This window comes from Streptomyces sp. NPDC096079 (assembly GCF_040303145.1).
Classification (GTDB): domain Bacteria; phylum Actinomycetota; class Actinomycetes; order Streptomycetales; family Streptomycetaceae; genus Streptomyces.
Map to the genome: position 1 here is coordinate 100,108 of NZ_JBEOST010000023.1, position 24,097 is coordinate 124,204.

Consider the following 24,097-nt stretch of genomic DNA (forward strand, 5'->3'; position numbering starts at 1 on the left):
CTCTGCCATGAGTTTGACCGCACTCCGCCATGGCGACGAGGGCGACCGCCCCACCCCCGCGGTCGCCCTCGTTGCCGTACCCGGGACGCCGCTGGCCCTCCGCGAGCTCGAGCGGGTCCTCGACGTCTTCCGGACCGTGAACCGCAAGGCCAAGGACGTCGTCTCGGACTCCCGCCTGCAACAGCTCGAATGGGTCGCCGGCGAGCTTGCCATCGCGCTGCCCCTGGGCCTCAGCGAGACCGCGGGCGACTCCCTTGCCGACCTTCTCGCCCCCGAAGCCGTCGAGGCGTACCTGCTGTACGGCCGCGGCGGGTTCCTGCGTACCACCGCAACGGTGAGCACCGACCCGACCAGTTACGACACCTCCGAGCGGATCCGGATCTTCTGTCTCGAGGCCTTCGCCCGCCAGGCCGGACATCCGTTCCTCGCCCCCGATCTCCCCGCGTGGAGGACGCGCCCCACGGTCTCCCCGTACCTGGCCGACCTCATCACCCGGCATCTTGAGCTCGAGGCCGGCGAAGCCGCAGGGTGGACCGAGTCCGACCGGCCCGACGTCCTCGTGCGCGGCCTGGCGATGTGGGCCGTCATGCGCGACGTCCTCCCGCGCCTCGGAGAGATCGAGTCCATGCTCCTCGAGGACCTCGACCTGGCCGCGAGGCAGCCCACCCTGTCCCTCATCCGGCAGCCCCAGGGCGGCCTGCGCGGGAAGATGCCGGAGCCCGAGATCGTCGCCCTCAGCCCGGACACCGTTCGCCGCCTGAACGACTGGCTTACCCGACGCTCCCGCCTGATCGAGCGGCTCGAGGGCGGCACCCCGCGGCACCTGTGGCTGTCCTGCCCGCCCAGTGCCGACTTCGGCGTCCCGATCCTGCGGCGCGGCATCAGCAAGTGGTACAAGAAAATCGCCGACGCCGTGCAGGACAAGCAGGACGCCGAGGGAGTCGCGGAGGCCGATCTCGTCCCCACCCGCTGGGAGACGATGCGGCGCACGCTCCTCGCGCAGCGCCAGTCCCTCGATGTTGCCCATCGAGGGACCCGCAGTTGATCCGTACACTGCGTGGTCCCATAGGGTTCGCCAGTGACTTTCAACCCTGAGATAACCCTGGGCGACATCCTTGCCACCGCGCTGACGCTGGCGGCCCTCGGGTACGCCCTGTGGCAGGGCATCGGTGCCCGCCGGGACCTCATCGCCGAGCGGCGCGCGGACTTCTACCTGGGCGAACTGATGACCATCTCAATCGCCATGGGCGCCGACCCGATTGAACAGGCTAGGACTCAGGACATCAGGCTGCGACTCAAGATCCTTCCCGAGGACTATCTGCCGGTCCTACGACGCATCGCAGACAGTCCTCACACCCTGCAGTGGCTGGACGCGGAGCGGATGGGTGAGCCTGGGCTCACGTCGTCGATGCAACTGCGGGACTACGCACGGAAGCGAATCACTGACGACATCTCGGAGGCCGTCGACCACGCCCTGGGTAAGCGCCCGACGGTCTGAGAAGCGATGGTTGCTGCCGCGGGTGCCGCAGAGGCCGTTGAGGGACCCCAGGACGCTGGTACGGTCGCCAAATGGATGTCGACCAGGCCCAATCCCTACCAGTGCCGCTGACGGCCGCTCAGCAGGCCCAGGTGCGGGCTGCTGCGGCGTCCACGGGCAAGCCCGTTGACGTCTTCCTGCGAGACGCGGTCCTCGAGGCCGCGTACGACCCGTTCCTCGACGCCCTTGAGCAGGCCGTCAACACCATCATCCGCCAGGCTGACCAGATCCAACACAACTACGCACGCTGAGCCCGCCAGCCCCGTAAGCTGCCCGGCATGGCCGATCTGACCACCCTTGCCAACGCCTACGACCGCGAGCGGGTGCGACCGTGAGCAACGTTGACGACCTTCTCGGGCCCGGGTTCGGGCGCATCGTGAAGGCACGTAAGGGCTTGGAAGACGCCTGCCGAAGCGTGGTCGAGATGGCCCAGGACGTTGATGACTTCGGCCCGATGGGGACTCAGGAGCTACCGGCCGCTGTCGCGGCGCTCCAGTCCTCTGAGTATCTTGACGAGGACGAATCGGCTGCCCGCTGGGTCTCTCGTGCCTTCACCGCCATGCCCACGAGCCTGATGTCCACGGGCATGGCCGGCCTGGCGTTCGGTGGAGCGGTGCTGATGATGCGCGCCGCACTGCTTGAACTCGACGAGGCCGTCGCCGCCGTCGACAACCTTCCCGGCCCGACTTCCCCCGGCGGCACGTTCTCCGCCTGACCGGCCACCTTGAAAGGCACCACCATGGCCCCTTCCTGGGACGACCATCTGCTTGCGTGCATCGATGACGACTACGACCGCGAGTACGGCGACGAGGGCGGCCGGTTCGCGGCGTACGTCCGCAAGAACATCAAGGACTTCCGGGACGCCTGGAGCGACGACGAGGCCCCCCACGAGGACCCCCGCCGCTTCGCCCTTGCCGCATGGCGGGTGGCAACCGGGCCCGTGATGGCACCCGGGTACGTACGGCTCCGCCCCGATCTTCACGGGGTACGCCTGCACATCGACGAATGGGACGGCGCGCTCTACGCCGACGTCACGTTCCCGCTTCCGCAGCACTTCCTCAAGGGCCCGCGCATTCCGTACGAGTGGCGAGACTGGGAGAACGACGACTTCGGATTCGGCGACTACCGATCCATGGTGGAGCCGAGACTCGAAAACGCGGTCACGCCGGCCGTCCTGACGACCACCGTCGTCCGGATCACGGGACGCCACTGGGAGCTGGTCAAGCCGACCGCGTACGAGGGGCCCACCCTCGTTCAGGAAGCGCGGCGCGCCCTGAACTCCATCGTCGATCACATCAACCGTGAGGCCGGCCCTCAGGTCGCGTCGATCCTCAATGGGGCGTAGCCAGAGGCTCCTGGACGGCACCGTTCCAGCTCTAGACTCGGCACTACTGACCGAAGGAGAGAGGCCGTGACAGCACAGCCCGAACACCATGACGTCGTGCCGCCCATGCGTACGCTCGCTGACCTGCGGAACGCCCTGCGCGTCTGGGGTCTCCCCGGTGACGCGGACACGTTCGAGAAGGAACTGGCGGAGGCCGACCTGGACGACCTCACGCGCGTCCGCGAGATTACTCAGGCGTATCGGCACAGGGTCCTGCTCCGGTGCGATCCGGAGGGGATGGCCGCCCTGATGCGCAGCACCGAAGACGTGAACGATGAGCTGCGCCGCAAGATGACCGAGGCAGGGACTCGGTGACCCACGCGTTCTACAGCGACGCCGCGGAGAAGATCCTGCGGTCCGATCTGAGCACGACCGAGCGGGCGGTCGTCATGTCGCTGCGCGCCTCGCTGGAGGAAGACCCCACCCCCAGCCACGCCCGCGGACTTCCGGACGCCGATCCTCGCTCCGAGTCCTACGCCATCGACCTCCTTCCCGAGGAGACCGGCGGCCGCGGCCTCACCGTGGTCTACCGCTACAGCCAGGACCTGGACGCCGTGCTGATCCTTTGGCTCATCGCCGGCCCCTGACCCCGGCCAGCGAGACGTCCCGGCGCAGCGCCAGGACCAGGCAGGTGCCTGCCAGCCTCGGGCGAGGTTGTGATCCACAGTGCGCTGTCAGCGCCAGGCACTACCGTGCTGCCATGCCACGACCCCAACCGGCCGACCTGTGGGACGTGCTGAACCCACGTCAGCGCATCTATCTCACAGCCATCTACAGCGCGGATCAGGGCGCGGAGGCCCGCAACAAGGGCGGCGCGTTCGACTGGGGCCACGGGCCGCCGGCCAGCGAATGGCGGTGGCAGACCTTCTGCCTCAAGGCGTCGAAGGAGTTCGTAGGGCGTACGAGCATTCAGTACGAGCTCGCCAGAAAGGGCGAGCATGACCAGGGAGCCGGGTCCAGTCTGGCCGCACTCCGCCGGCGCGCGCTGATCGAGCTCATGGAGGACTACGTCGAGGTCTTCCCGCTCGGCATGGTGCCCCGAGTCCGGGTGAAGCTGACAACCCTCGGTCGCGCCACAGCCCGCGCAGGCCTTGGGCACACCGCGCCGAAGAGTCCTCCGCGCGGCATGCTCTCCGAATGGCTCTGGTCCAACCTCGTCCGCCTCTACCGGGCCGGGCCCGGCGGGATGGCAACCAACGTGCCACGCGGCACCCCGCAAGAGGAACGCCCGCCATCCGAGAAGGCCCGGCTCTTCCTCGAACGCGACCGGCGCCACGGCAAGGAGCCGTTCATCGAGACCAAGCGGATCCCGACCGGGGAGCCGTACGAGAGCCCGGTGTACGCCGGGCACATGATTTACCCGTCTGAGCAGCGCATTTTCCTCACGGAGGCGGGCCAGGCGCACTACGAGCAGCACGTCCGATGCTATGCCGAGCTCTGGCCGGACGTTGATGCTCCGGTCCCGAACAAGTTGCCCGACACCGCGCATGCAAGCCTCGACGACCACAAGGTCCGCAAGCCCCGCGGCCTCCTCGACCGCGCGCCGTACGTGCTTCTGGTCGCGATCGTCCACAACGACCTGGAGGGAGAGCTCTGGCTGCGTCGGCAAGGCCCCCAGGGGTGGAAGGCGGAGCTGGAGAAACTGCCGTCCGGCATCACCCACCCCCACCTGGTGACCCGCAGCACCGCCGCGCCCACCAAGTTGCTGCAGCACCGTGGCGGCCCGCTCGCCGCCGAGACCTCGGTGCCCCACTGGCTCGACCCGGACGCCCACAGGCGCACCGGCGCGCTGCGCATCCTGCACGTGACCGACGCCGGCCGCGCGCACTACGCCACCCACCTGGAGACCTACCGAGGCCTGTACGGCGACGTCGACACCCCAGACGCCCCAGCGGAGTGGAGCACAATCTCCACAGCACACGACCCGGACGGAGACCAGTGATCACCACCGAGCCCAACCCGTACTGGGGGATCGTCACCGGCCGCGCCGAAGAGGTCTGGGAAGCCCACTGCACGCCGGATGCCGACATCACCTCCGGCATGCGCGTCTACCTCCGGCACGCCGAGGAGTTCGGGCTCCTCCAGGCCACCCACATCGCCCAGATCTGCCTCCTGGCCGTCGTCCACGACGACGCCCCGCCCGCTACCCGCCGGCCGGACGGCACCGTAGACATCGACCGACTCGTTCCGGCCGCCGACGCCGACGCGCACACCAGGAACGAGGCCGCCGAGTACCTCGTCACCATGGTCGGCCTCGGGTTCTCTCAGGCGCTGGAAGCCGCCGAGCAGCAGATCGCGGCCTCCGCGCAGGTACGGGCCACCATCCAGACCATCCTCGACGGAGCCCTCCACGGCCTCCCAGGGCGCGAGCGCGCCCTCAACGCCCTCTGGGACCTCCGCGACGACGAACGGGCCCTGTGCGGCGTCCTGGCGCTCACGGGCGCCGCCCTGCAGGCCGTACGCCAGCCCTAGAAACGAGGAGGCCCCCGGACACGCGCCGGGGGCCTCCTCGCTCACTACTGGGTCGGGTGCGCGTCCAGCCAATCCGCCAACTTGTGCGCCGAGCCCAGGACATCCGGCCGGTTCGTCGTCGGCGACGTCGCCCCGAGATCCTTCCCCACCCCGATGCCCTTCTCCATGGTGTCGATCAGCGCGTACGCCTCCGACCAGAACGCCGGCCCCGCCTTGTCGGCATTCGCAGCCGTCCGCAGCTCCCGGGCCGGCTCCATTACGGCCTGCATCTGATCCCAGCACGTGTCCGGCGCCGCCTCGAGACAGCCGCCGTCCGTATCGAACTTGGTGACCGCGGCCTGGAACGCGGCGGACGCGTCCTTCACGCTCGGCGCCGGGGCCGCCGACGCGGGCGCCTTCCCCGAGGTGCTGTCGTCGTTCGAGCCGCAGCCGCTCACGGCCGCCACAGTCACGGCCAGGACCAGTCCGCCGGCCGTCTTCCCCCACATGTGTCTCCCCATGACGGGGGATCATCGCACGCACCCTCACGATGCGTTCCACAACCAAGATCGCAAAAATGTGTGTTACCCGGAGTTCTCCCAGGTCGTGACGCCCATGAAACGACTGGAGGGCCCCGGCCGCTGGCCGGGACCCTCCAGATTCCGCAGGCTCACATCCGCGTCGACGAACGTCCGCCCCAGCTGTTGATGTTCGTCACGTTCACCGTCTTCCCCGGCCGGCTGGAGGGCGACATCTTCCAGGCGAGGAGCAGCAGGGCGATCGCCACGACCGCGCTCCCGGCGCCCGCGGCCGCGCTGACGAGCCGTCCGGCCCCGGTGAGGAGCTCCCCCGCGCCCCAGCCCGTGACGCCCGCGCCGACGCCGCCCGCGAGCATGCGCTGCGCGAGCGGGTCGAGGAGCGGCTGCGGGGTCAGGTCCCGGGCAGGCGTGGGCGCGATCGGCTGCAGGGCGGAGCGGCGTACCGCGACGGACCGGCTCGGGTCGTAGGGGTCCTGGATGTGGACGATCGGGTCGTGCTCGTCGCCGAGCTCCACGAGGCCCACGACCGGCTGGTGGACGGGCCTGGAGGGGGTCACGAACTGGCCGGACATGAGACGTTCTCCTTGCTGAATGCGGGGGCTTCGGGGACAGGTGTGTGCTGGGCCGCGGTGAGGACGTAGACGACCGCGCGGTCGCGCTTGCTGCTCTCTTCCACCCAGCCCGCGCCGACCCACTGCGAGAGCCAGGGGGCGATCGACGTGTGGTGATTGCAGATGCCGCGCCGGACGGCCTCGGGCTTGGTCAGGCCCTCCTGCCCGGCCTTCTCCAGGGCCTGCCAGAGCGGGAGCCGGTTCGACTCGATCCGCGACCCGTCCGGGTACGTCGGTACGACGTGCAGCACGGGCCGGCCGCCGCCCGGACCGCGGGGAGGCGTCGGGTCGGGGTCGGGATCCGGCTCGGGCGGAGCAGGGGGCGCGAGATGCGGGGGCAGGAGCGCCCCGGCGGGCAGGAACTTCAAGCTGGTGAGTCGGATCTGCTCGTCGCTGATCCAGTAGCAGCGGCCCTCCTCCGGCTCGGTGTAGCGCTCGGACGAGACCATCACCTTGCCCGGGGCGTCGAGCCAGTCCAGGCGCCAGCCCTGCCCGTACGCGCCCGTCCCGAAGATCATGTTGATCGGCGTCGGCTCGTTCACCGGCAGGCCGATGCGGGTGCCGTACTGCTGCCGGGCGTCGGTGCCCTTTCCCCCGAACGCCTGCTCGCTCGGGGACTGCGTCGCTGCGACGATGCGGATGCCCATGGCGCGGGACACCTGCATCAGGGTGAGCAGCTCCGTGACGACGTCCGGGGCCTGACGCAGGAGCTCGGCGAGCTCGTCGATGACGAGCACGATGTACTTGCCGTGCTCGCGGGTCCACTTCCGGACGCGCTCGCCGTTCGGGCCGCGCAGCGTGGACAGGTACTTCCCGCGCTCCACCATCTTGCTCTTGAGCCAGACCAGGACCTGGCGGGCGGTCTCCGGGTCGTCCGCGAGCGCGACCATGTTGTCCGCCCACGGGCCCAGCTCGAGCGCGCCGGGCTTCATATCGATGCCCGCGAGGTCGACGTCCTCGCACGCGACGAGGTTGGCCATCAGGACGTTCGTGGCCCCGGACTTGCCCATGTTCGTGCCGCCGGCCACCAGGACGTGCCCGGACAGCAGGTCGACGAGGATCTCCCGGCCGTCCGGATAGATCCCGATCGGGATGGGCTGCTCGATCGAGGAGACCCGTACGCCTGGCCATGGGATCGGCTCGGCGAGCGCGTCGGTCGTCTGCATCCGGACGTAGAGCTGGTTCCCCTGGGCGCCCTCCGCCAGGCGCAGCTTCCCGGGCAGGTCGAGGTTCGCCTGGAGCTGGGTCCGCTTCGCGATGACGGCCTGGGCGGAGGTGTTCTTGCCCGGAGGCAGGGTCACCACGGCGTGCCACCCGGTGTCGGTGAACACCAGGCGGGTGACGTCGACCGCGGGCGTGCCGAGGGCCCACAGGGCGCGGCGGAGCGCGGTCTCCTCCTCGGTGTCGCCGACGATGCCGGGCTCGGCGACGTTGACGCCCATGCTGTCCGGCAGAGGCTTCGTCTTCGCGGCCTTGATCTGCAGGTTGATGCGCTCGTGGCGGGTCTTGACCAGCCACGGCACGAACACGGCGTACGAAGCGATGGTGACGACGCCGCCGGCGATGAGGGACGGGACGGACGGACCGGTGATGGCGCCGATCGCCGTGTTCACCACAGTCCCCGCAGAGGCGACGCCGAGCGACGTGGCCACGGAGCTCTTGAACTTCAACCCGCCCCACGTCAGGGCGCCCGTCGCCGCCAGGCCGAGGCCGTACCCCGCGTACGCAGCCACGTCCATGCCGACGGCGTGGTGCACCCACCCGAGGCAGGTCATGCCGAAGGACACCGCGGCCGGGACCAGCTCGTAGCGCAGGCGCCCGCACGTACGGCACACCGCGGCGGCCATGCGGTGCGTGCGCCCATGGGTAGAGGCCGTGGCGGGGGCGGCCTGATCAGTAGGAGCCTGAGGGATGAACACGCCACGTCACCTCGAGAGGGACGTGGACGTGCGGGCAAGGGCAACGGTGCGCGAGGGCATCGGAAGTTCCTTCACTTCGTGGGTCTCGGCGGTGCTCTCCGCCGGGGTCTGGCCTGACGCCAGGTGTTCGGTTGTTGTGCTGGCCAGGAAGCCTACGGCGCTTCGGGCCCCAGGGTCGCCGGCTCGGTCGCCGTGTCGTGCCAGACGTAGCCCCACTCGTGCCGCGTGGTGATCGTCGTCTCCGGCGGCAGTTCGCGCGCAGCGATGGCTGTGACCGCAGTTCGCATGGCCTCCACGGCGGCCATGCGCCGGGCGGTGCGCACGTTGGTCGGGGTGCCCGGTGGGATCTCGAACTCGAAGGTCACCCGCAGCTTCCGCGGGGCTTTCTTCTCCGCCACCATCTCCCCCTCATGATCAGACACAGCCCTCATTGTGCCCGATTTCTCAGCGAGAGTGGTAGTTCTCGGTGAGAATGTTCCTAACTGCACGCTCCTCGCAGCAGTGGCCTCGCTATTTGCAGCAGAGTCGCTACGTTGTCGTGCACATCCGAGGTCCCCGGCAGGTCGATTCCGAGCCATTCACGGGCCAACTCCTCGGGCCAGTGCTGCCACACCACGAGAGCTCTGGCGTTGCCCTTCGTCACCCGTTCGAGTGAATTGGCTGGTGTGCAGGGGATAACCGGCACCCCCGGATCGTCAGGTACGTGAGACGGGGTGTTCATCGCGGCTCGCTCTCCACGCGGCCACGGCACAGGTGCTCCTTGCAGTTCCCGCACCGCAGGACACCGCCCCGGTGCGGGTGTTCCTCCACCCTCGTTGGGCCGCACGTCGGACAGTCGATGCCGATTCGCTGCCCGCGCAATTCCACGGCCGGCGCCGGTGGAGCACCGTGCGGCGTTGCCGCGTCCGCAGAGTCGCACCAGGTCAGCCAGACGCCTTCACGATCTGGTGCGGACTGGTGCCAGCAGCCGGGGTCGCGCTGGTTCAGGCCGCTGAGCTGCTTCGGGGCGTTCTTCTCGTCGTAGTGCCCGGCCGGCAGAGAGCACCGCAGCACTCCCCCGACGGCGTGCAGACAGGTTGCCGTGCACGCGGCGCACTCCGGGCACAGCACGGCCTTCGCCGTCTCTCGGCGACCCCGGTGGAGCGGATCCGGGACGACGCCGCTGCCCTGGCACGTCCCGCACGGCGCGGGCTCTCCCGTAGGCGTGGTGCCGGGAGGGAACGCGACCTCGAGCTTCACCAGGTCCGCATGCTGATCAGAGGTGCTGATCGAGTCGACCTGGCAGTGAAGCGTTGTCGTCTTCCAACCCTCCAGCGGCAGCTCGCCCGTGAGGAGGGCGGAAAGCTCCGCAGGCGCGAGCTCGCGGTTCCCCACGGGGTGCCTGCTCACTGGGTCTCCCCCCAGTAGCCCGGGAGCTCGCGGACAGCGATGCCGTCCCGCTCCGAGAGGCGGGTCACGCTCGGGTCCGCGCTCCAGACCGTCAGGTCGGCGAACCGGCGGCGGGCGGCACGGAGTCGCTCACGCTTCACCACGGCCCCCGGCCGGTAGTCGCCCTGGCAGCGCATCAGCAGTACGGCCGCCGGCACTTCGTTGTCACCGAGCCACGCCACGATGCGCTCGCCCAGCCGCCGGTCCCCGCCGGTCATGACGAGGACCGTCAGCCCGTCGCGGTGCGCGCGCCGGGCGTCCGCCACGATGCGCTTGTTGGGCGGGCACCCGAGGCTCGCCTCGTGGAAGCGGGCCGCGTCCTTCGCCAGGTGGCGGATGCTCCTGACGTTGATGAGCCCGCCCTCGAGGTCGATGACCAGGCCGGTCCGGGGCGGAGCGGCAGCCGTGGTCACACCGTCTCCCCGTTGTAGAGGCGGACGATCTTCACGGACTTGTCCGTGCAGTCGTAGCAGCCCGCACGGTTCCCGGTGCCGCATATCGCGGCCGCGACCGCGTCCGCCGCGCCGGTGCTCGCAATGTTCAGGAGGGCAGCGCTCTTCCGGGAACAACCGTCACAGGACTTCGTCTTGCCGGGCCGCTCACCGCAGGCGATCAGGGCGATCCGATCCTGGAGGGCAGTCAGGTCGCGCTCGGGCGCGAGAGTGGTACTCACAGGGACTCCTTCGGCTCGTTGCAGCCCTTCGGGGCGCGCGACTTGTGGTGGGTGACGACGCGGAGCTCGCTGCCGACCTGCTCGTAGGCGGTCATCTCCTGGCACGCGGTGCACCGGTAGGCGATGAACCGGCGCAGGGGGATGGTCTTCGAGGCCGGGTGCCCCTGACGGCCGCCGGCCATCTCGCCGGGGCCGGCGTCTCCGCACCACTCACAGGAGGGGTCGTAGTGGGAGAGAATCGGCGCCGTCTGCCACCCGGACCAGGTGATCGGGTGGCCCGCGTGCTCGGTGGGCAGGGGCGCCTCGGCGTACTTCACCGGGTCCGGGACGGCCCGCAGATGGCGGCCGCGCGGGTCCGGCGCGGCCGCGGGAAGCTGCTCGGCGACGCCCGCGGGGACGATCCGGGGCTTCTCCGGCTCCGGTTCGCCACGCAGGGCGCGCAGGCAGGCCGGGCACATGGACGACTCGGTGACGGGGCCGTCCCACGGCCGTAGACCCGTCTCGAGCTTGCACTCCAGGGGCACGGTGAACACGGGCGACGCCGGCGCCGGGATGCCCTCCTGCGCCACGTGCAGTTCCTGGCGGCACGCGGCCCGCGCGATCAGGCGCCCGGCCCACAGGGGCGCCACCGTCGACTCGACGGCGAGGGCGCTCACGGCTGCACCTGCGACTCGGCGACCCGGAGTGCGCCGGTGACGTGGGCCCACATGGTCGCCATACCGACGGCCCGGTCGCGGTACATCTCGAAGTCGTCGGCCAGCGCACGGTGATAGGACGCGTCGAGCATCTCGCGCTTGCCCTCGTACTGCTTCGCCTGCCCTCGGTACATGTCCACCTGCTTGAGGGCCAGCTCGGCAGCTTCCGCCCACCCCACGGCTTTCTCGGCGGCCTCCACCGCGGTGACACTCACCGGGCACGCCGGGTGAGGAGTTGGACCAGGCCGACGTGCCGGGGGTTCTGGCGGTGCAGGCTGCGCCGGGCCGCATGGACGCTGCGACGGGCGAGGCACAGGGACCCGGCCGGCACGTGGCATGTCGGGCAGGGCTCGGCGTACGCGCCGTGCAGGAACCGGGCGGCCGTCGCGTGTGCGGCGTCATGTGCAGCATCCGCAGCGGCGGACGGCCGGGGGCCAGCGAGGAGGGATATCTGGGCCATCACGCACCGACCTGGTCGGAAGGCAGGAAGTGCGGCCGGGAGCCCGCGGCGGGGAACGGGTGGTCGCGGTCCAGCATGTACTCCCACTGGCCGGTGCCGGGGTGAGGCTGCTTGAGCCTGCGGTAGCGGGCGACGCCGATCTCCAGGTCAGTGGAGTCGCCGCGTTCCGTGATCAGTTCGAGGGTCAGGAGCGGGCCGACCAGGGTGTCAGGAGCCTGCGGCGCCCGCGGGCCCCACAGGCCCAGACGTGCACCCTGGTGCGGGCCCTCGACGATCTGGACCTCGTGGATGTCCCGGTCGGGACCCGCCACCGCGGCGGAGGCATCGCGCACGCTGCGGGCCCACGCGTTGACGTCCGTCGCCGTCGGCGTCGGGATGAACCCCAGGACGCTGCGGAGGGCGGCGATCGTCGTGAGGAGCTCGGTGTACGCGGCGACGGGGAAGTGGTCGGTCCACTGGTCGCGGAGCAGAGAACACGCCGCCTTGTCGGCCATGTCCATCAGGTGCAGGTCGACGACGTCGCGGCCGAGGTGCGTCCCGCTGCGCGCGTACGCGTCGATGGTGAGGTCGATCGGAAGGGCCGGGGGGACGTGTGTCATGGGAGCCTGGACGGCAACGCTCGATGTGGTGCTCATGGGAGGGGCATCTCCTGGTGCAGGGGCGAGAGCGGGCCAGCTCTCAGTGTCAGTACGTCTAACCGGCCATTCCTGTTACGGTTTCTGCGTTTGCGCTGGTCACAGGCTTGGAAAGTTCGACGACCACGAGGGTCATTCGCGCGTACCCGGAGGCGACGGGCTCACCCATGACGGGGATGGGGCCCATCAGGAACTCGTGGTTGTCGTCCGGCAGCAGCCCGCCGTCCGTCACCAGGCCGTCGACGTACGCCTTCACCGTGTCGGCCCAGTTGCCCGGGTCCCGCTTCCGGTTCAGCGGCCGCGGGTGCAGCACGTAGAAGACCGCTGCGCGCTCGAGGCGGGGCAGACGCCGCGCCATCGCCACGCCGGCGGCATCCTTCCGGAGCTGCTTCCGGATCCGGTGCGCCGCCATGTGGTGCAGCCGCCCGTTGCTGGTGAGCAGCTTCTCCGCGTACGGCATGAGCAGCACCCAGTGCCGACGGACCCCCGACAGCCCGGCGAGCAGCGGCTCGACAGCGGGCGCGGGCGGCGTCGACGGGGGGCCCGGGTGCGCGGCGGACTTCTTCGCGGCCGTCTGCTTCCTCGGCTTCGCGGGGGCGGCCGACTGCACCCCTCCTCCGCGGCGTTCCTGCAGCTCAAGGAACTGCTTGGCGGTCATTCTGGCGACCACAGGATCACCCTTCCAGAGCTGCGGTACCGGCGTCGGTCAGCCGCCAACGCTGGCCAAAGCCGCCCCGTTGCGTCGCGCTGTTCGCCTCGTCGACGACCGCCCACCCCCTGCGCTGGACCTTCGCCGCCGCGGCGTCGACCTTTCGCCCCAGTGCCCCAGAGGCCACGCCGTGGCTGCGGACGCTGGTGTCCCGGACGGTCGGCTGCCTGCGGGCGGGCCGCACGGTGAACACCGCGCCGGACTGGATGAGGCGCAGCAGTGCGGCCTCGCTCGGCGTCGGCGGTGCCGGAGCGTCGAGCGTCCGTACCTTCTCCGCGTACTCGATGCACCGCTGGCAGGTGGCCGGCCGACCCTCGAGCGGCTCCCCCAGATGCAGGGGGTTCGTCCGGCCCACCGTCTCGCACAGGGCCCGGCCCGCAGCATGCCGACGGGAGCGCCCGGACAGCAGGTCGACCGCCGCGGTGACGTGCCGGAGCGAGCCGCCCACACCGCTGTGCCGGACGTTCTCCCGCACCGCGAGCTCCACGGCGGCCGCCCCCACGCCCAGCGCCCAACGCCGCTTCTCCGTCTCCGACTTGAGCGCGGCCAAGGTCGCCCGCCGCTGGCGTTGGGAAGCCTCCTCCGCGCGCGCCTGGACGACGAACTCCGGCAGCGCGGGGGTGAGGCCACGCTCGTCGGCGAGGACCAGAAGCCACCCGTCACGGGACGGAACACGGCCGAGACCGGGGAACGGGCGGCCGAGGACGGCGGTGCACCAGTCACCGCCGCGGCGCCCGATGGCGTCCTCCATTCGGGCGATGTCCTGCGGACCGATGAGGCCATCCCTGCGGCCCGCCTCGTGGAGCAGCTCCTCGTACTCCGGGTACGCGGGCGAGGGATCCGGCTGCGGGAGCGTGATGGTGACGACGTGACGATGCGGTCGCATCGGGATGTTCCTCTCTTCGTGGTGGTCGGCGGTGCTCTCCGCCGAATGGCGCCACAGGGCGCGTTCTACGGTCGCGCGGCGAGTGCGCTGCGAAAGGGGGCTGAGCGGAGAATCGTTCTCAGCGAAGAATCGAACAGGTCGAACGGGTTGGTCTGGCTACGCCTTCACGAGGGCGACGGCAGCGACCGAAGCGACCCAAGATCGCACCAACCACACGCGTACGGACGGGAATCCGCGCAGGATGAGGCCCGTAGCCACGAGCGTGAGCGTCAGGGAGAGGTGCGTGAGGGCCCAGCCGGCGACGGCGACCGCCACGCCGAGCAGCAACCCGAGGGTGCCGAGGACGGGCGGAACGAGGGTCGGGTGGGCGAGCGCCAGGAGCGCGGTGACAGAGGCGAGCACCTTCAACTTCCCCATGGTCAGCCGCCGTTCTCGATGTCGTCAGCGATCTCGAAGGCGCTGCGGGAGCCCCGGGGGCGGTTCGGGTTCCGGTCCGCCTTCTTCGCTCGCTCCAGGGCGCCGAGCCAGGCTCCGGTGTCGCGCCCGGCGGCGTCCTCCTCGAACGGGGTCGTCAGTAGTGCTGCGCCCGCCTCCCGAATCTCCTTGAGTGCGGCGCTGCGCTTCGTCAAGCCGTTGACGGCTCGGCCGATCCTGCGAGACATGAGTGTCCCTCTCGTTCGTGGTCCGGGCGGTGCTCTCCGCCCTTCGGGGTGAACTCTACGGGGTTACCCATGAGTAACCGACAATAACTCCAATTGTTGTCGGTAATCTTGGGGCAGCGTCAGTTCGGCGCCCAGAGGGGAGACAGCGGTGGGTCAACTGCGAGCGGTACACGACTTCCTCGCCAAGCGGATCACCGAGGAGACCGTGATCGCCCACAGGGTGGGGCCGAACCTCTACGAGGACTGGCCGGCGGTCTGGTTCCAGGGTGAAGGCGGCGACAACGACGAGTTCGAGACGCTCATCCTCGCGGGGCAGAAGAAGGGGGAACCCGACTTCGACGCAGGCACCAGGGAGCGGGCCAGGTTCGTCGTGCTCAACGACCCGGCCCACGTCGCCGACCTCCTCGGCTACCTGCGGTGGACCGTCGCGAACCACGAGCCGGTGGACCAGCCCGCAGAGCGAGGCGGCGAGACGATCGCTGTGGAGGTCTGCCCCATCGACGGCGCGGGAGGACGCCGAGGACACCGCCCGCCGGCTGCTGGCCCACGACCGCGCTCACGGCACCGGCCGCGGCGCCGTCCCGGCCACCGACTCACGGTGGGACGCCGAGGCCCGCGGCTACGTCCACCAGGAGCACGCCGCCACCGTGCTCGACGAACACCACCAGGAGATCCGCCGTGGTTGAGTACGGGCAGACGTACCTCGACGACGAGGAGCAGGCCGCGGCCGCACGCCAGGACAGCGGACGGCAAGCGCGGGGACCTCGAGCGCATCGAGGCCTACTACACCCTCCGGAGCCGGATCGGGGTGAGGGTGGCCATCGGTCTCCGGGTCCGGCACGGCGGCCAGGAGGGAACGATCGTCGGCACCGCCGGCCAGTACCTCCTCGTTCTGCACGACGGCGATACGGAGCCGAGAACCTGCCACCCGACCGCGAACATGGAGTACGCCACGGACAGCAACGCCTGGGTGAGAGCGACGCCGAGGCCTGACCCGTACGCGTCCGCACCGGCCGCCGTCGAGCCGGCCATGGAGCCGATCTCGGACGGCACCATGCCGTGCCCCGTACCTGCGCCCGAGACCGGACACCCGTGCGTAAAGCCGATCCCGAAGGGCTGGACGGCGGCTGAGGGGCACGGCGGCGGCCACTTCTGGCAGTCCCCGAGAGTGGCCGAGCTCGAGGCATGTGGCGCGCACTACGACCCCGGCTCGCTTCTGTCCGGGCAGGCCACACCCTGGCACGAGCCAAAGGACTGCACCCCCGCGTGCTGGAAGTGGAGCGACCGATGATGCCGGTACGGTGCCGTGACCACCGTCGGCTTACCGTGCTGTTCGGCCGTGAGTACGAGTGGTTCCTGGAGGGCGGCCGGCTGGTCCTTGAGCCGAACTTTTGGCAGCTCAACCGGCGTGGGCTGATCCGGCAGGGCATCCGGCCGTGGTTCGACCTGTGAGCGTTGACGCCTTCGACGACGAGATCGTCGACGCGGAGCTCGTCGAGGGCGAGGACGGAGCCGTGGCGGTCGTCGAGGAGCCCGCCCCGCGGCTGCTCGTCGACCAGCACACCATCCTGTACCCGGGTCAGGAGCTGCCGACGACAGCCGACGCGCCGAGGTACACGGACCTCGACCTTCGGGTCAGCCGGGAGACCGCCGCCCTGTTGAAGGCGACGGATCGGGCTGAGACGGGCCCGATGAAGGCGTTTCGAAAGTGGTGCGCGGAGCAGCGCGACGAGAACGCCGAGGAGGAGGACCAGGCGACGGGCCGTGTGCCGATGCCGTGCACCACGGCCACGTTCACCGAGTACTCCCGGCACCTGATGTCGAAGGGCCTCAAGGTCTCGACGATCAAGAACTACATGTCGCAGATCCGACGGGCGATGCCCGTCGGGAAGAAGCCCGACAGCAGCGAGTACCTCCAGCTCCTGGCGCTCTACCGGAAGGACAACAAGCGAGCGCTGCGGGTGAAGCAGGCGTTCCCGCTCACCCTGCCGTACGTCATGCCGATGATCGAGAAGGCCGAGGCCAGCGGGCGCCCGATCGGCATTCGCGACGCGGCCATCTTCGCCTTCGGGTACCGCTTCCTCGGCCGCAGCATCGAGGACGTTGACCTCCTGATCGAGGACGTGACGATCGCAGATGACCGGGTGGTCGTCTGGCTCGCCGAGGACAAGAACCACAAGGACGAGGCGCAGACGCTCATCCTGATGGACCGGGAGGACATCCAGCTCGTGCGCCGTCTTCGGCGCTGGCTGGAGCACCTGGCCAGCTTCGGCGTGACGGACGGACCGCTCTTCCGCCACCTGCTCATGAACGGGAAGCCGGCCAGCGCCGAGACCCGGGCGAAGAAGGCCCGTAAGCGCGGGGAGCACCTGCGCCCGCACGTGATCAACGAGCGGGTGAAGTACTGGTTCGCCGCGGCCGGCCTGGTCGGCGACGGCCGCCCGATCACCTCTCACGGCCTGCGCGCGGGCGGCGCGACGGATCTCGCCGAGGCCGAAGCCACCGACGAGGAACTCGAGGAGGCCGGCCGCTGGGCCAAGGGCTCGCCCATCCCTCGGAAGGTCTACGTGCGGCCCGCGAAGAACGGGAAGCGGGACCTCTTCGCCAAGGTGCCCGTGCACAAGCCCTCCGGCACCTGACGGACAGCGGGGTAGGAGGTAGCCTCGCTGAGCCCGATGGGTACAGATACACGAAGCGGCCCGGTCTCCCCCTCATACGGCGTGGGGGAGGCCGGGCCGCTCGGTACGTGGGCCGTCAGACGGAGAACTTGCCCTCCGCCACACAGGCCACGAACGTGGACCAGGCGGTCGGCGAGCTTTCGAACATGGGGCCGTCGCTCTGCTTCGAGTCACGGGTGCCGACGGTGCCGCGCTGCACGAGGTCGGCGACCTCGATGCAGGCGCCGCCGTTGCTGTCGCTGTACGAGGACTTGAACCAGGCGTTCTGAGGGGCCACCTCGGAGGCCTGCAGGTTAGTGCTGATGGCTCTTCCACCCTTGCGTGAGTTGGTACAGGAAGTCGGCCGTGTTGGCCGGTGCCAGTGCGCTTTCGCGCATGGCGTCGAACCCTCGGGCCGCCTTGGCGATGGCCCGCGGTGCATCCGTGACGGAGATGGTGTCCGGCAGGTCCGTCTGGACCACCGGATCCACCGTGTCAGGGAAGTCGAGAATGATGAAGTTCGACCTGGCGCGGTAGGTGACCACGTCGGCCGGGAGGATCTGGACGGTGACGTTGTCCAGCTTGCTGAGCTCTGCGATCTCGTCGCACTGGGCCCGCATTATGTCGTGGCCGCCGACGAGTCGACGGAGAGCCGCCTCGTCCATGATCACCCGAAGCTCAAGCGGGCTGTCCGAACGGGTGATCAGGTCCTTCCGCTCCATCCGCATGGCGACGTTGCTCTCGATGAACTCGCTGGTCGTCTCATCCACCGGCTTGGCGAGCTGGAACAGGGCGCGGGCGTAATCCTCGGTCTGGAGCATGCCGAAGACGACATCGGGCTGGAACGCGCGCATCACGGACGCGGCCTCCTCCAGGCCACGGTAGGTGGGCATCTTGGAGGGCATGTAGGCCTTGAAGGGCGTCCACGGGTCCTTGCTGAGGGACTCACGGTGAAGCTGGAGGAGTGTCTCCCGGTCCCCCTTGTCGATGACGTCATAGAGCGTCATCAGGTCCTCAAGGTCAGTCGTTCGGGGCAGGTCGATGTCGCCCGTTTCCACTCGACCGAGCTTCGTGTGGGAGAAGCCGAGCTGCTGACCCACATCCTCCTGAGTCAGGCCCTTCCGCTCACGGAGTCGGCGGAGCTCCCTGCCGAGTTCACGACGCCTGAACGTGGCCCCTCGCCGCGCTGCCAATGTGTGCCGTCCTCTCCTGCTACCTGTTGGTGCTCATCGAGACCTCTGTCCACCGTCGACGTGCTCCTGTTCCCCGAGTCTGCCACCCCTGTCCCCTGCTGCACATGCCCCTGTTGGTGCTCTGGCACATGCCAATTTTCGCTACGTTGCACATGCGCTTGCACATTAACTCTCACATGCAGGACGGTAGTTGAGCAACGGATCCGCAGCCCTCGGTGAAGGTCGGGCCGGCCCGTTCAGCACGCCGTCTCCTCCGGGTTCGCGCCGTTACCGGAGGCGACGGCGCCCCTCCCTCCCTACCGGCCGAGGCGGATCATGACGACGAGCCAGAGCACCACCCTCCGCGAGCGAGACCTCGCGGCCGTAACGACCATCGGTGAAGGTCCGGCTCTTGAGCTGTCTCTTGAGCGGCACCGCGCCCGCTCTGGCGGAATCGCGCAGGAGGACGCCGCCGGCATGCAGAAACTGCGTCGCACCCTCCGAGCGCGTCTCAACCACTGGGGCCAGCCCGATCTGGTGGATGACGCGGAGCTGCTCCTCACGGAGCTCGTGACCAACGCCTTCCGCCACGCGGGCGCCCCGACCGTGGACGTTCGGGTCTACCGACAGGGCGCGTTCATCCAGATCGAGGTGAACGACGGCTCCCCCTGCGGCCGTGTTCCGCGTCTCGCCAGCCCCTACGACGAGCACGGTCGCGGACTCTTCCTCGTCGACGCCCTGGCCCACGCCTGGGGCGTCAGCGACGACCGTACGACGACCTGGTGCACCCTCCCCCTGCCCCAAGGACACCCCGAGTTGAACCTCTCCCCCGCCGCGCCCGCGCCTGTCCGGCACGAGACCGCGTTACGCCTCCCCGCCGACGTCAGCGCCTTGACCCTGGCCGGCATCAAGGGCCGCACGACGCTCACGCTCCTGAACTGGTCCGGCAACCAGCACGCCGCAGTCAGCGTGCTGTACGTCCTGGTCCGCAACGCCCTGCAACACGGCTTCACCCCGGGACCGCAGCAGACCCTGACGATCAGGCTCGGCGTCACCGAGGCCCGCGAACTCCTCATCGACGTCGAGGACCCGAACCCGGCCTTCCCCGACTTCGACCAGGCCGTCGCCGGGGAGCGGGGCCTCGGCCTACCGGCCGCGAGGCACCTGGGGGCCGCTCTCAGTTGGAGCCCCAACAGGCCCGGGGAACCCGTCGGCAAGACGGTGCACGCGGTCATGCAGCCGGGCGAGGCAGACCTGTGAGCACTCCGCTCGCAGAGCTGCCCGTCGTGTCCAGCAGTGCCGAGCTGATGGACATCGCGATCAAGACGTTCGGCCCTCGCATGACGCCGGCCGCCGACATGGGAGACCTCGCCAGGCCGCTGCGCGCTCTCCTGAACGAGACGAACGGCCGCTCCAACCGCGTGCAGCTCGGCGACCGCTTCGACGTCGTCCTCACGCCCCGGACGACCGCCGCGGCCGCCCTGCTCGACGACATACAGCAGGGCTGCGGCCCAGTGATCGAGGACCCCCTGGCCGGAGAGTTCTACTGGCTCGTCCCGCCCGGGTCGGCAGAGCGGTGGGAGCCGCACCCGCGGGCCGTGTGCTTCGGCGCCGGGCACACGCTCACTCTGCCGCCCCTCCGTAAGACGGCTCCGCCCGGCCCGTACTGGTACCGCCGCCCGTACTGGTACAGCACCTCAATGCGCGACCGCCTCGTCCCCACCGCTCGACTCCGGGAACTGCTGGTGCTGCTCGAAACCGAGTCCGCACCGCCGCAGCCTCTTCCGGAACAGAGCAGCACCTCCTGAGACTCCGTGCCCGCTCGCGCGTCCCCGCGGCGGGCACGGTCACACCCCGCTGCCGGAGCGGATCCGGCTCCGGCAGCGGGGCTCCTTACCGCCTTCCGCCGCCGACTTGCAAGGACAAGCGAGTGCATCCGACAGTGCCGTACGTGGTCGCGTGGACAGGAGAGACCGTCATGGTCCCCGAGACCGTGGTCAGCGCACGTGGCGTCGCCTACGCCGACCCGACCCTGGACACGTTGCTCCGCCACCCGGACGGCATCCCGTGGGCGGCGTGTGGCGGGACCCCGACGGGAAGCCCCGCGTACGCGCAGGAGCTGCACCCGAAGCGGCAGCGAGCGGCAATGGAAGGCCCGCAGTGCGCCGGGTGCGGCTATGAGCCGGCACGCGACGAACGTGGGACGCTGTGGCTTCTGCCCCTCCTGGACGACGCGGCGGACACGGTGTGGGAGGGCGTGCACACTGTCACCCCGCCCATGTGCGAGATCTGCAAGACGAAGGCCACGCGGTTCTGTCCCCGGCTGCGCGAAGGTCACGTCGAGCTGCGCGTCCAGGAGGCCGAGAAGGTCGGCGTCCGGGGAACGCTGTATCCCCGTCCCGGCATGCCCGGGGAGCCCGACCCCGACGCCCTCGTTCTGTTCGACACCCCGGATGAGGCGTTCGTGATCGCCCGCGGCCTCGTGCGCGAGCTGCGCGGCGTCACCGTGGTCGCCTTCTCCGCGCCGACCACTTAGACCCTGGTCGGCGGCCCGGATGCCGTTCGGCCGGGCCGCCGACCAGCACAAGCCCCCGGCGCGGGAGCCTGACCGATTCGTTCCCCCGTAGGCCAGTTCCCCGCGCCGGGCCATACGTCTGCCGAAGGAAGTTCCATGTGCCAGCACCGCCCGCCGTGTCCGACCGCCGACTCCCCTGACCGGGGTGCAGCCCGCATCCAGGTCACGTTTCCCGAGCAAGGGTGGAGCCGACTGTGCAACGGTGTCACGCTCTTCGACGACACCGGGGAGCTGCTGCCCGGCGGGGAGACCGTTCGTCCGCACCGTCCCGCGGAGGCCGCGGCATGAGCACGACGTACGACGAGATGCCCGACACGCAGCGCCAGCACCTGCGCCGTCGGGCCGCGCTGCTTCACCAGCTCCGCCAGCACCTGGCCGGTTACGAGTTCGGCGCGGACTTACCCACGGCCGCCCTCCTCGCGAGGACTCTGGGCCTCAACGTCTGGGAGGTCGGCCCCGCGCTGATGCATCTCGACACCTACGGCGAGATCGTCTACCGCGGAGGCCCACGGTCGGGCCGCTCCTACCGTCTGCGAAGCGACGAGCAGCACCCCGACGACGTCGCCCTCGACCGCGACGTACGCGAAAAGATAAAGAGCGGCCACTACCAGCAGGGCGCCCCGCTGCCGACCGGGATACTCGCCGACCGGTACGGCCTGACGCCCCCGCAGTTCCTCCGCGCATGCCGGCGGCTGCTCGCGGACCGCCTCATTGCGCATGACGAGAACGGCCCCTTCGGGCCTGGCCTGTACGTGGTGCGACGGGAGGCCCCGACCGGAAGGCCCTTGACCGTCTAAGCACTCCGGGACGGAGAACGCATCCAGTGGCGCGCTTCCGTCCCCCCTCTGTACTACCTGGCACAACAGCACGGCGATCTGAGACCTCTGAGAGCACGGCCGAGTCGGGAGGAGGCGGTGTCGGTGGGCACGCCGGGAGAGTCGGAACTCAAGCGAGCACGGTTGGAGAAGAACCTCACGCTGGAGGAGGCGGTCACGGAGCTGAACGCGATCACGGGCGGGACGAGCGACACCAGCCAGCTCAGCGCGTGGGAGTCGGGACGGCGGCGTACGGGGCTGCGGAACCGGCGCGGTCTGGTCGAGCTGTACGGCAAGCCGAGTGAGATCCTGTTCGCCCACCAGGACGGACAGAACGGTGTTGCCCAGGCCCTGCATCAGGCGCAGGGCACGCTCGTGACACGGTGGGCCGACCTGGTGGAGGCGATGACCTCGGTAGTGGCCGGCGCGCGCGAGCACCTGGTGGTGACGGGAAGCCGGAGCCGCGAGAAGGCGTACCTGGACGCGATCGAGACGGCCGTCGCACAGAGCCCGGACCTGGTGCACACCCGCGTGCTCTACGGGCCGCCGCGCCATCCGGAGCTCGCCGAGCACTTGGTGCGGCTCCTGGAGCTGAGGGATCCGGCCGAGCGCCGCAACGGGGTCCGGACGCTGAGCATCGGATATGTCGAGCGCGGGGAGACCCTGGAGCGGTTCTTCGTGGCGTCGGAGAAACACGCTGTGGTGCCGCTGCCGTCCTTGCACAGCGCGGACGGGTTCGACTGCGGCATCGTCCTCAGCGGTGAGGCCGCGGCCGGCCTGGTCCACCACGGGCGAGAAGCGTGCGCGGCGGCGCGGTTGCTGGGCACGATACGGGACGTGCGGGAGTTGCCCGTGCGTCGTAGATAGGGAAGTTGGGGTGGGAAGGACATGACCAGTAGTCCTAGGGAGGCCGGTCAGGGCGAGACGATGCGGTCGGTGGTGAGGCTCGCGCATGACCTGATCCGCCGGCCGAGCCGTGGCGGGATCGACGACTACGGTCCCGTCCTCGGTGTCCTGGAGGAGTGGCTGACCGCCCGCGCGGTGCCGCACCGGCGCCTGCATGACAGCGCGGGCGCGCTGGTCGGGCTCCTGGTCGAGGTCGCCGGCGACCGGCCAGGCCCGTGGTGGACGCTCGACGCCTGCGTGGACACCGCACCGTACGGCGACAGCACCCGCTGGTCGTTCCACCCCACCTGTGGGCATGTGAGGGACGGGTGGCTGCTGGGGCGGGGTGCGGCGGACTCGAAGCTCGCCGCCGCGATGTACTGCCACATCGCCGCCGACCTTGCCGTCCGCCGGCACGCGTTCGCGGGCGGTCTCGCTGTGCTCCTGGACGTCGACGAGCACACCGGCAACTTCGGCGGCGCCCGCGCCTACCTCGCAGACTCCGACGCCGTCCGTCCGGCCGGGGTGATCATCGGGTATCCCGGTATGGACGAGGTCGTCGTCGGCGGCCGCGGCCTGTGGCGTGCCACGATCAACGTTCACGCGCCGTCCGGGCACTCCGGATCCAGTCGCACCGTCACCAGCGCCGTCACCCGCGCCGCGCGCCTGGTCGGCCTGCTCGACGCCGCCGAGCTGCCGGGCCCTGACGGCACCTCCGGGTTCCCTCTCGGGCCGAAGCTCACCGTCACCGCCTTCCACGGCGGCGAGGGCTTCTCCGTGACCCCCGACCGGGTCGACATCAACGTCGACGTCCGCACCACCCCCTGCTTCGACGCGCACGACGCCGAGACCCTTGTCCGCAAGGCCGCCGTCGAGCTCGACGCCGAACTGCCCGTCCCCGCGCCTACAAGGGTGACCGAGGTCGCGTCCTGGCCGGCGTTCCGGCTGGAGGAGGACAAGCAGCCGGCCGCCGCACTGCTGTCCGCGGCCCGAGCGGCGGGGCTCGACGTCCGGGCGAAGACCGCGGGCCCGTCGAACATCGGCAATCTCCTCGCCGGTCACGGCATCCCCGCCACGGCCGGGTTCGGCGTCCCCTACGAGGGCCTGCATGGCATCGACGAGCGCGCCTCCCTGGCTGAGCTCCCTGATGTCTACGCCATCCACCAGCGGGCCGTGGAGACGCTGCTGAAGGTGCGCTGACCACTGCCTACCTTTCCCCCAGGAAGTCACCAGCTCTTGCTCTACAGAGGGCAGCCCGTACCCGGTCTGATGGACGTGCACCGTTCACGGGGAGACTCCCCTGACACCGAGGAGGCCGGCCATGGCCGAGCAGACCACCACCACCCCCGCCGTCGACTTCGCGGCCGAGGTCAACACCCACGACGTCGCCGAGCTCACCCTCGG

At 70.1% G+C, this 24,097-nt stretch carries 34 protein-coding genes; 19 read left to right on the forward strand and 15 right to left on the reverse strand.

Translation table 11 applies throughout. From position 1 onward, the window contains the following. Positions 1–7: 7 nt before the first annotated feature. The 9 genes from ABTY59_RS32140 (at position 8) to ABTY59_RS32180 (ending at position 5,393) form a co-directional block, all read left to right on the forward strand. Positions 8–1,045 (forward strand): hypothetical protein, encoded by a 1,038-nt coding sequence (locus tag ABTY59_RS32140; protein ID WP_352022618.1) that lies wholly within the window; start codon positions 8–10, stop codon positions 1,043–1,045. A gap of 33 nt (positions 1,046–1,078) precedes the next feature. Continuing rightward, a complete protein-coding gene (locus ABTY59_RS32145) occupies positions 1,079–1,498 on the forward strand; it encodes a hypothetical protein (protein ID WP_352022619.1) in 420 nt (139 codons plus the stop codon). Positions 1,499–1,569: 71 nt separating this feature from the next. Further along, complete coding sequence (locus tag ABTY59_RS32150) at positions 1,570–1,788, forward strand: hypothetical protein (protein WP_352022620.1); 219 nt, start codon at positions 1,570–1,572, stop codon at positions 1,786–1,788. An 80-nt stretch (positions 1,789–1,868) separates the two neighbouring features. After that, positions 1,869–2,252 carry a hypothetical protein gene (locus ABTY59_RS32155; protein ID WP_352022621.1) on the forward strand — a complete coding sequence of 128 codons (384 nt, stop codon included), beginning with the start codon at positions 1,869–1,871 and terminating at the stop codon, positions 2,250–2,252. A gap of 24 nt (positions 2,253–2,276) precedes the next feature. Continuing rightward, positions 2,277–2,882 carry a hypothetical protein gene (locus ABTY59_RS32160; RefSeq protein ID WP_352022622.1) on the forward strand — a complete coding sequence of 202 codons (606 nt, stop codon included), beginning with the start codon at positions 2,277–2,279 and terminating at the stop codon, positions 2,880–2,882. A 66-nt stretch (positions 2,883–2,948) separates the two neighbouring features. After that, complete coding sequence (locus ABTY59_RS32165; RefSeq protein ID WP_352022623.1) at positions 2,949–3,236, forward strand: hypothetical protein; 288 nt, start codon at positions 2,949–2,951, stop codon at positions 3,234–3,236. Beyond that, positions 3,233–3,508, forward strand: coding sequence for a hypothetical protein (locus tag ABTY59_RS32170; RefSeq protein ID WP_352022624.1), 276 nt, complete (start codon positions 3,233–3,235; stop codon positions 3,506–3,508). The genes ABTY59_RS32165 and ABTY59_RS32170 overlap by 4 nt, the downstream gene beginning before the upstream one ends. 113 nt (positions 3,509–3,621) lie before the next feature. After that, a complete protein-coding gene (locus ABTY59_RS32175; RefSeq protein WP_352022625.1) occupies positions 3,622–4,863 on the forward strand; it encodes a hypothetical protein in 1,242 nt (413 codons plus the stop codon). Continuing rightward, positions 4,860–5,393: a hypothetical protein gene (locus ABTY59_RS32180; RefSeq protein WP_352022626.1), complete on the forward strand. Its 534-nt coding sequence runs from the start codon at positions 4,860–4,862 to the stop codon at positions 5,391–5,393. The genes ABTY59_RS32175 and ABTY59_RS32180 overlap by 4 nt, the downstream gene beginning before the upstream one ends. 44 nt (positions 5,394–5,437) lie before the next feature. Here the strand turns inward: ABTY59_RS32180 and ABTY59_RS32185 are convergent, their stop codons facing one another. From ABTY59_RS32185 to ABTY59_RS32245, 13 genes are all read right to left on the reverse strand, one after another. Beyond that, positions 5,438–5,881, reverse strand: a complete 444-nt coding sequence (locus ABTY59_RS32185; protein ID WP_352022627.1) for a hypothetical protein — start codon at positions 5,879–5,881, stop codon at positions 5,438–5,440. A gap of 161 nt (positions 5,882–6,042) precedes the next feature. Next, on the reverse strand, positions 6,043–6,483 hold the full coding sequence (locus ABTY59_RS32190; RefSeq protein WP_352022628.1) for a hypothetical protein: 441 nt from the start codon (positions 6,481–6,483) through the stop codon (positions 6,043–6,045). Continuing rightward, entirely contained in the window at positions 6,465–8,369 is a 1,905-nt protein-coding gene (locus tag ABTY59_RS32195) for an FtsK/SpoIIIE domain-containing protein (protein WP_352022629.1), read from the reverse strand. The genes ABTY59_RS32190 and ABTY59_RS32195 overlap by 19 nt, the downstream gene beginning before the upstream one ends. Before the next feature lie 224 nt (positions 8,370–8,593). Next, the gene (locus ABTY59_RS32200; protein ID WP_352022630.1) at positions 8,594–8,863 is read right to left on the reverse strand and encodes a hypothetical protein; all 270 of its coding nucleotides are present in this window, start codon (positions 8,861–8,863) and stop codon (positions 8,594–8,596) included. Between the two features lie 963 nt (positions 8,864–9,826). Further along, positions 9,827–10,282 (reverse strand): HAD family hydrolase, encoded by a 456-nt coding sequence (locus ABTY59_RS32205; RefSeq protein WP_352022631.1) that lies wholly within the window; start codon positions 10,280–10,282, stop codon positions 9,827–9,829. After that, positions 10,279–10,542 (reverse strand): hypothetical protein, encoded by a 264-nt coding sequence (locus ABTY59_RS32210; RefSeq protein ID WP_352022632.1) that lies wholly within the window; start codon positions 10,540–10,542, stop codon positions 10,279–10,281. The genes ABTY59_RS32205 and ABTY59_RS32210 overlap by 4 nt, the downstream gene beginning before the upstream one ends. Beyond that, entirely contained in the window at positions 10,539–11,198 is a 660-nt protein-coding gene (locus ABTY59_RS32215) for a hypothetical protein (protein WP_352022633.1), read from the reverse strand. Before ABTY59_RS32215 ends, ABTY59_RS32210 begins: the two co-directional genes overlap by 4 nt. Further along, positions 11,195–11,452, reverse strand: coding sequence for a hypothetical protein (locus tag ABTY59_RS32220; RefSeq protein WP_352022634.1), 258 nt, complete (start codon positions 11,450–11,452; stop codon positions 11,195–11,197). Before ABTY59_RS32220 ends, ABTY59_RS32215 begins: the two co-directional genes overlap by 4 nt. A 244-nt stretch (positions 11,453–11,696) precedes the next feature. Beyond that, a complete protein-coding gene (locus ABTY59_RS32225; RefSeq protein WP_352022635.1) occupies positions 11,697–12,332 on the reverse strand; it encodes a hypothetical protein in 636 nt (211 codons plus the stop codon). A 58-nt stretch (positions 12,333–12,390) separates the two neighbouring features. Then, complete coding sequence (locus ABTY59_RS32230) at positions 12,391–12,990, reverse strand: hypothetical protein (protein ID WP_352022636.1); 600 nt, start codon at positions 12,988–12,990, stop codon at positions 12,391–12,393. Between the two features lie 16 nt (positions 12,991–13,006). Then, the gene (locus tag ABTY59_RS32235) at positions 13,007–13,927 is read right to left on the reverse strand and encodes a DUF8336 domain-containing protein (protein ID WP_352022637.1); all 921 of its coding nucleotides are present in this window, start codon (positions 13,925–13,927) and stop codon (positions 13,007–13,009) included. Positions 13,928–14,083: 156 nt separating this feature from the next. After that, positions 14,084–14,344 carry a hypothetical protein gene (locus ABTY59_RS32240; protein ID WP_352022638.1) on the reverse strand — a complete coding sequence of 87 codons (261 nt, stop codon included), beginning with the start codon at positions 14,342–14,344 and terminating at the stop codon, positions 14,084–14,086. A gap of 2 nt (positions 14,345–14,346) precedes the next feature. Then, a complete protein-coding gene (locus ABTY59_RS32245) occupies positions 14,347–14,589 on the reverse strand; it encodes a hypothetical protein (RefSeq protein WP_352022639.1) in 243 nt (80 codons plus the stop codon). Between the two features lie 148 nt (positions 14,590–14,737). On the opposite strand from ABTY59_RS32245, the gene ABTY59_RS32250 reads away from it, so the two are divergent. The 3 genes from ABTY59_RS32250 to ABTY59_RS32260 are packed head-to-tail and all read left to right on the forward strand — an operon-like array spanning position 14,738 to position 17,228. Next, complete coding sequence (locus ABTY59_RS32250; protein WP_352022640.1) at positions 14,738–15,880, forward strand: hypothetical protein; 1,143 nt, start codon at positions 14,738–14,740, stop codon at positions 15,878–15,880. Positions 15,881–15,915: 35 nt separating this feature from the next. Next, positions 15,916–16,041: a hypothetical protein gene (locus ABTY59_RS32255; protein WP_352022641.1), complete on the forward strand. Its 126-nt coding sequence runs from the start codon at positions 15,916–15,918 to the stop codon at positions 16,039–16,041. After that, positions 16,038–17,228, forward strand: a complete 1,191-nt coding sequence (locus tag ABTY59_RS32260; protein WP_352022642.1) for a tyrosine-type recombinase/integrase — start codon at positions 16,038–16,040, stop codon at positions 17,226–17,228. Before ABTY59_RS32255 ends, ABTY59_RS32260 begins: the two co-directional genes overlap by 4 nt. Positions 17,229–17,343: 115 nt before the next feature. Here the strand turns inward: ABTY59_RS32260 and ABTY59_RS32265 are convergent, their stop codons facing one another. Both ABTY59_RS32265 and ABTY59_RS32270 read right to left on the reverse strand, forming a co-directional pair. Next, positions 17,344–17,544, reverse strand: a complete 201-nt coding sequence (locus ABTY59_RS32265; RefSeq protein WP_352022643.1) for a DUF397 domain-containing protein — start codon at positions 17,542–17,544, stop codon at positions 17,344–17,346. Positions 17,545–17,560: 16 nt separating this feature from the next. After that, positions 17,561–18,439 carry a helix-turn-helix domain-containing protein gene (locus ABTY59_RS32270; protein ID WP_352022644.1) on the reverse strand — a complete coding sequence of 293 codons (879 nt, stop codon included), beginning with the start codon at positions 18,437–18,439 and terminating at the stop codon, positions 17,561–17,563. 456 nt (positions 18,440–18,895) lie between these two features. Here ABTY59_RS32270 and ABTY59_RS32275 point away from each other — a divergent pair, with 456 nt between their 5' ends. The 7 genes from ABTY59_RS32275 to ABTY59_RS32305 all read left to right on the forward strand — a co-directional run bounded on the left by ABTY59_RS32275 (position 18,896) and on the right by ABTY59_RS32305 (position 23,893). Further along, entirely contained in the window at positions 18,896–19,678 is a 783-nt protein-coding gene (locus tag ABTY59_RS32275) for an ATP-binding protein (RefSeq protein WP_352022645.1), read from the forward strand. Beyond that, positions 19,675–20,226, forward strand: coding sequence for a hypothetical protein (locus tag ABTY59_RS32280; RefSeq protein ID WP_352022646.1), 552 nt, complete (start codon positions 19,675–19,677; stop codon positions 20,224–20,226). The genes ABTY59_RS32275 and ABTY59_RS32280 overlap by 4 nt, the downstream gene beginning before the upstream one ends. Before the next feature lie 170 nt (positions 20,227–20,396). Further along, positions 20,397–20,954 carry a hypothetical protein gene (locus tag ABTY59_RS32285; protein ID WP_352022647.1) on the forward strand — a complete coding sequence of 186 codons (558 nt, stop codon included), beginning with the start codon at positions 20,397–20,399 and terminating at the stop codon, positions 20,952–20,954. Between the two features lie 135 nt (positions 20,955–21,089). Then, positions 21,090–21,281, forward strand: coding sequence for a DUF5999 family protein (locus tag ABTY59_RS32290; protein ID WP_352022648.1), 192 nt, complete (start codon positions 21,090–21,092; stop codon positions 21,279–21,281). Continuing rightward, positions 21,278–21,790: a hypothetical protein gene (locus tag ABTY59_RS32295; protein WP_352022649.1), complete on the forward strand. Its 513-nt coding sequence runs from the start codon at positions 21,278–21,280 to the stop codon at positions 21,788–21,790. The genes ABTY59_RS32290 and ABTY59_RS32295 overlap by 4 nt, the downstream gene beginning before the upstream one ends. Positions 21,791–21,913: 123 nt before the next feature. After that, positions 21,914–22,675 (forward strand): XRE family transcriptional regulator, encoded by a 762-nt coding sequence (locus ABTY59_RS32300; protein ID WP_352022650.1) that lies wholly within the window; start codon positions 21,914–21,916, stop codon positions 22,673–22,675. Positions 22,676–22,696: 21 nt separating this feature from the next. Beyond that, entirely contained in the window at positions 22,697–23,893 is a 1,197-nt protein-coding gene (locus ABTY59_RS32305) for a M20 family metallopeptidase (RefSeq protein WP_352022651.1), read from the forward strand. The last annotated feature ends 204 nt before the right edge of the window (positions 23,894–24,097 follow it).

Coding starts and splice junctions, on each gene's coding strand:
- ABTY59_RS32140 (WP_352022618.1), top strand. CDS start 8: ATGAGTTTGACCGCACTCCGCCATGGCGACGAGGGCGACCGCCCCACC.
- ABTY59_RS32150 (WP_352022620.1), top strand. CDS start 1,570: ATGGATGTCGACCAGGCCCAATCCCTACCAGTGCCGCTGACGGCCGCT.
- ABTY59_RS32160 (WP_352022622.1), top strand. CDS start 2,277: ATGGCCCCTTCCTGGGACGACCATCTGCTTGCGTGCATCGATGACGAC.
- ABTY59_RS32175 (WP_352022625.1), top strand. CDS start 3,622: ATGCCACGACCCCAACCGGCCGACCTGTGGGACGTGCTGAACCCACGT.
- ABTY59_RS32185 (WP_352022627.1), bottom strand. CDS start 5,881: ATGTGGGGGAAGACGGCCGGCGGACTGGTCCTGGCCGTGACTGTGGCG.
- ABTY59_RS32190 (WP_352022628.1), bottom strand. CDS start 6,483: ATGTCCGGCCAGTTCGTGACCCCCTCCAGGCCCGTCCACCAGCCGGTC.
- ABTY59_RS32195 (WP_352022629.1), bottom strand. CDS start 8,369: ATGGCCGCCGCGGTGTGCCGTACGTGCGGGCGCCTGCGCTACGAGCTG.
- ABTY59_RS32225 (WP_352022635.1), bottom strand. CDS start 12,332: ATGAGCACCACATCGAGCGTTGCCGTCCAGGCTCCCATGACACACGTC.
- ABTY59_RS32230 (WP_352022636.1), bottom strand. CDS start 12,990: ATGACCGCCAAGCAGTTCCTTGAGCTGCAGGAACGCCGCGGAGGAGGG.
- ABTY59_RS32235 (WP_352022637.1), bottom strand. CDS start 13,927: ATGCGACCGCATCGTCACGTCGTCACCATCACGCTCCCGCAGCCGGAT.
- ABTY59_RS32240 (WP_352022638.1), bottom strand. CDS start 14,344: ATGGGGAAGTTGAAGGTGCTCGCCTCTGTCACCGCGCTCCTGGCGCTC.
- ABTY59_RS32245 (WP_352022639.1), bottom strand. CDS start 14,589: ATGTCTCGCAGGATCGGCCGAGCCGTCAACGGCTTGACGAAGCGCAGC.
- ABTY59_RS32275 (WP_352022645.1), top strand. CDS start 18,896: ATGCAGAAACTGCGTCGCACCCTCCGAGCGCGTCTCAACCACTGGGGC.
- ABTY59_RS32285 (WP_352022647.1), top strand. CDS start 20,397: ATGGTCCCCGAGACCGTGGTCAGCGCACGTGGCGTCGCCTACGCCGAC.
- ABTY59_RS32290 (WP_352022648.1), top strand. CDS start 21,090: ATGTGCCAGCACCGCCCGCCGTGTCCGACCGCCGACTCCCCTGACCGG.
- ABTY59_RS32295 (WP_352022649.1), top strand. CDS start 21,278: ATGAGCACGACGTACGACGAGATGCCCGACACGCAGCGCCAGCACCTG.
- ABTY59_RS32305 (WP_352022651.1), top strand. CDS start 22,697: ATGACCAGTAGTCCTAGGGAGGCCGGTCAGGGCGAGACGATGCGGTCG.